This window comes from Plesiomonas sp. (assembly GCF_051650925.1).
Taxonomy (GTDB): domain Bacteria; phylum Pseudomonadota; class Gammaproteobacteria; order Enterobacterales; family CAMTGL01; genus Plesiomonas.
In genome coordinates, this window is the sequence record NZ_JBOFRH010000237.1 from 1 (window position 1) to 3,321 (window position 3,321).

At 51.7% G+C, this 3,321-nt stretch carries 4 protein-coding genes; 2 read left to right on the forward strand and 2 right to left on the reverse strand.

Features of this window, described 5'->3' with window-relative positions:
• Positions 1-745: urea transporter (locus ACRC27_RS05560; protein ID WP_438639386.1), on the forward strand; the 745-nt coding region annotated here is incomplete at its 5' end.
• Here the strand turns inward: ACRC27_RS05560 and pyrE are convergent.
• Entirely contained in the window at positions 746-1,399 is a 654-nt protein-coding gene (gene pyrE, locus ACRC27_RS05565) for an orotate phosphoribosyltransferase (RefSeq protein ID WP_438631547.1), read from the reverse strand.
• A 124-nt stretch (positions 1,400-1,523) separates the two neighbouring features.
• A complete protein-coding gene (gene rph / locus ACRC27_RS05570) occupies positions 1,524-2,243 on the reverse strand; it encodes a ribonuclease PH (RefSeq protein ID WP_438622669.1) in 720 nt (239 codons plus the stop codon).
• 168 nt (positions 2,244-2,411) lie between these two features.
• Here rph and ACRC27_RS05575 point away from each other — a divergent pair, with 168 nt between their 5' ends.
• Positions 2,412-3,275, forward strand: coding sequence for a YicC/YloC family endoribonuclease (locus tag ACRC27_RS05575; protein ID WP_438622668.1), 864 nt, complete (start codon positions 2,412-2,414; stop codon positions 3,273-3,275).
• The last annotated feature ends 46 nt before the right edge of the window (positions 3,276-3,321 follow it).

The following is a 3,321-nucleotide window of genomic DNA, read 5'->3' on the forward strand; positions in this document are numbered from 1 at the left end:
AAAAATAGCCGATATTGATCAGGGTCTGCACGGGTTTAACGGTATTTTAGTCGGGATCACAGTGACCACCTTTTTTATTCCCTCGGCACTGATGTGGGTATTGCTGATTTTAGGCGCAATACTCTGCCCGATTGTGGAATGTGCGATAGCGGAGTCTATGACGCGCAGTTGGGGAGTGCCGGGTTCAACTGCTCCTTTTGTACTGATTAGCTGGATGCTGTTGCTGGCAGGCTATAATTTATCGGGCGTACATTTACACGTACTTGATGCTGCAATTGTACCCAGTTCGCACTCGGCGGTCAGTCTGTGGATGCTACTTCAGGCCAGTATTCGTAATATTGCGCAGGTATTTTTACTAAACAACACTACCAGTGGGCTACTGATTTTGGCGGGGCTTGCGGTACATTCACGGGCGATGGCGCTGACCACTCTTGGCGGAGCCTTGCTAGCCACCACGCTGGCGCAACTGTTTGGTGCAGATACTTACTCTATTCTGACCGGTTTATACGGTTTTTCACCGGTATTGAGTGCGCTGGCGATCGGGCGAGTCTTTTATTCACCGACACATTCACGTATCTGGCTGGCGATGCTGGCTACCTTTGTGACTGTCATTGTACAGGCGGCACTCAACCGCCTGTTTACCCCGCTGGGTCTGCCGACACTCACGGCGGCCTATCTGCTAACGCTGGGGATTTTTATGCTGGCACGGCCAGCATTGCAGATAATAAATACCACCAAAGCCTGATTAAACGCCAAATTCGGCGCGGTATGCCTGAACAGCGGCCAGATGGTCAGCCAGTTCAGGCTGCGTGCCGACCTGCTCTTCCAGATAGGTAATCAGATCATGCAGATTGATAATAGATATCACCTGACAGCCGTAATCACGCTCAACTTCCTGAATTGCTGATAATTCACCTTTACCACGCTCCATGCGGTTGAGCGCAATCATGACCCCAGCCAACGTCGCCTGTTGCGCGGCGATAATCTCCATCGATTCACGGATGGCTGTGCCGGCGGTGATCACATCATCAACGAGCATCACACGGCCCAGCAACGGGCTGCCTACCAAGTTTCCGCCCTCACCGTGCGTTTTGGCTTCTTTACGGTTAAAGCAGTACGGCACATCACGGTCATGGTGCTCTGCCAGTGCAACCGCTGCCGTGGTCGCAATCGGAATACCTTTATATGCAGGGCCAAACAGCAGATCAAACTCAACCCCTGAATCCACCAAGGCAGCAGCATAAAAGCGCCCTAGTAACGCCAAATCACGGCCAGTATTAAACAGGCCGGCGTTAAAAAAGTAGGGGCTGCATCGCCCTGATTTTAAGGTGAACTCACCGAATTTGAGGACCTGCTTGCTCAAGGCAAATTCAATAAACTCACGCTGATATGCTTTCATCTGCTGTATCCGTTCTAAAATGATCAACCACCAAAACACCTCCGTCAGTCTATCCGCTGTTTCATGGCACAGCGTTATATTCTGACGGGGGATATAAAAAAAGCGGCTTCAATGCCGCTTCCACTCATCCGTTTTGCAATGCCGCTTGCTGCGCCGCGAGGATCTCATCGATACCGCCACGCGCCAGAGCCAACAGACTCAATAACTCTTCATGCGAGAATGGTTCGCCCTCGGCCGTGCCCTGTACTTCAATCATGCGGCCATCTTCCATCATCACCACATTCATATCGGTTTCTGCGGCGGAGTCTTCCACATACTCTAAATCACACAGCGCTTCACCCTTCACAATGCCCACAGAGACAGCCGCTACGCGCCCTTTCATCGGGTTCACTTTCAGCGTGCCTTTGGCCATCAGCGCATTGATCGCATCCATCAGCGCCACACATGCACCCGAAATAGACGCAGTACGTGTGCCGCCATCAGCTTGAATCACATCGCAATCAAGAATAATGGTGAACTCTCCCAGCACTTTCAAATCAACTGCCGCACGCAGTGCACGGGCAATCAGACGTTGGATCTCCATCGTCCGGCCACTCTGCTTGCCTTTGGCCGCTTCACGCTGGTTACGGGTATGGGTTGAGCGCGGCAACATGCCGTATTCTGCGGTGATCCAGCCCTGACCTTTCCCTTTTAAAAAGCGCGGTACGCCCTCTTCAATGGTGGCGGTACACAACACCTTGGTATCGCCAAACGCCACCAGCACAGAACCTTCTGCATGTTTAGTGTAATTACGGGTCATCGTAATGGGGCGAACTTGCGAAGCTAATCGGTTTGCGGGGCGCATAACGTTCTCCTGGATCGGGATTAAGGCACGGTTTACGGGAACAATTGACCGCGCATTATACGGATTTCGCCGGACAATTCCTAATTCCAACCTGAGATTGCACTGACTAGAGACACTCAGCTGCGTTATAATCGTTCCACATTAATACTCATTACGAGACGCACGCGCATGATCCGTAGTATGACAGCTTTCGCCCGCCAAGAAATTAAGGGCGATTGGGGCACCGCCGCTTGGGAAATCCGTTCCGTTAACCAACGTTATCTCGAGACTTACCTGCGCTTACCCGAGCAGTTCCGCTCACTTGAGCCGGTACTGCGTGAGCGTATTCGTCACCGTTTAACCCGCGGTAAAGTTGAATGTGCGCTGCGTTTTGAAGCTAACCCAACGGCACAAAGCACGCTGAGTGTGAATGAAGATCTGGCGCGCCAGCTATTGGCGGCTGCTCAGTGGGTAAAACAGACCAGTGGCGAAGGCGAGATTAACCCGCTGGAAGTGCTGCGCTGGCCGGGGGTGATTGCCGCCGCAGAGCAAGACTTAGATGCCATCTCGACAGAGTTAATGCAAGGCTTTGAGTTGGCGATGAACGAGTTTGTCGCTGCCCGCGAACGCGAAGGGGCAGCACTGAAGGCGCTGATTGAACAGCGTTTGCAGGGCGTTCAAGAACAAGCTGAGAAAGTAAAACTGCACATGCCAGAGATTTTGCAGTGGCAGCGCGACAAGCTGATCGCCAAAATGGAAGAGGCACAGGTGCAAGTTGACAGCAATCGCCTTGAACAAGAGCTGGTCTTGCTGGCACAACGTTTAGATGTAGCCGAAGAGCTCGACCGTCTGGGCGCGCACGTAAAAGAGACGCACGCGATTTTGAAAAAGAACGAAGCCGTTGGCCGCCGCTTAGATTTTATGATGCAAGAGTTTAACCGTGAAGCCAACACGCTGGCTTCAAAATCAATCAATGCCGAGGTCACCGCCAGCGGTATTGAGCTGAAAGTGCTGATCGAACAAATGCGTGAGCAGATTCAGAATATAGAGTGATGTTTTACACTGTTTTATATTGATTTTAATTTATTGAAAATCCTCA

Excerpts from the sequence above, each read along its gene's own strand:
- pyrE (WP_438631547.1), bottom strand. The coding sequence starts at position 1,399 with ATGAAAGCATATCAGCGTGAGTTTATTGAATTTGCCTTGAGCAAGCAG.
- rph (WP_438622669.1), bottom strand. The coding sequence starts at position 2,243 with ATGCGCCCCGCAAACCGATTAGCTTCGCAAGTTCGCCCCATTACGATG.
- ACRC27_RS05575 (WP_438622668.1), top strand. The coding sequence starts at position 2,412 with ATGATCCGTAGTATGACAGCTTTCGCCCGCCAAGAAATTAAGGGCGAT.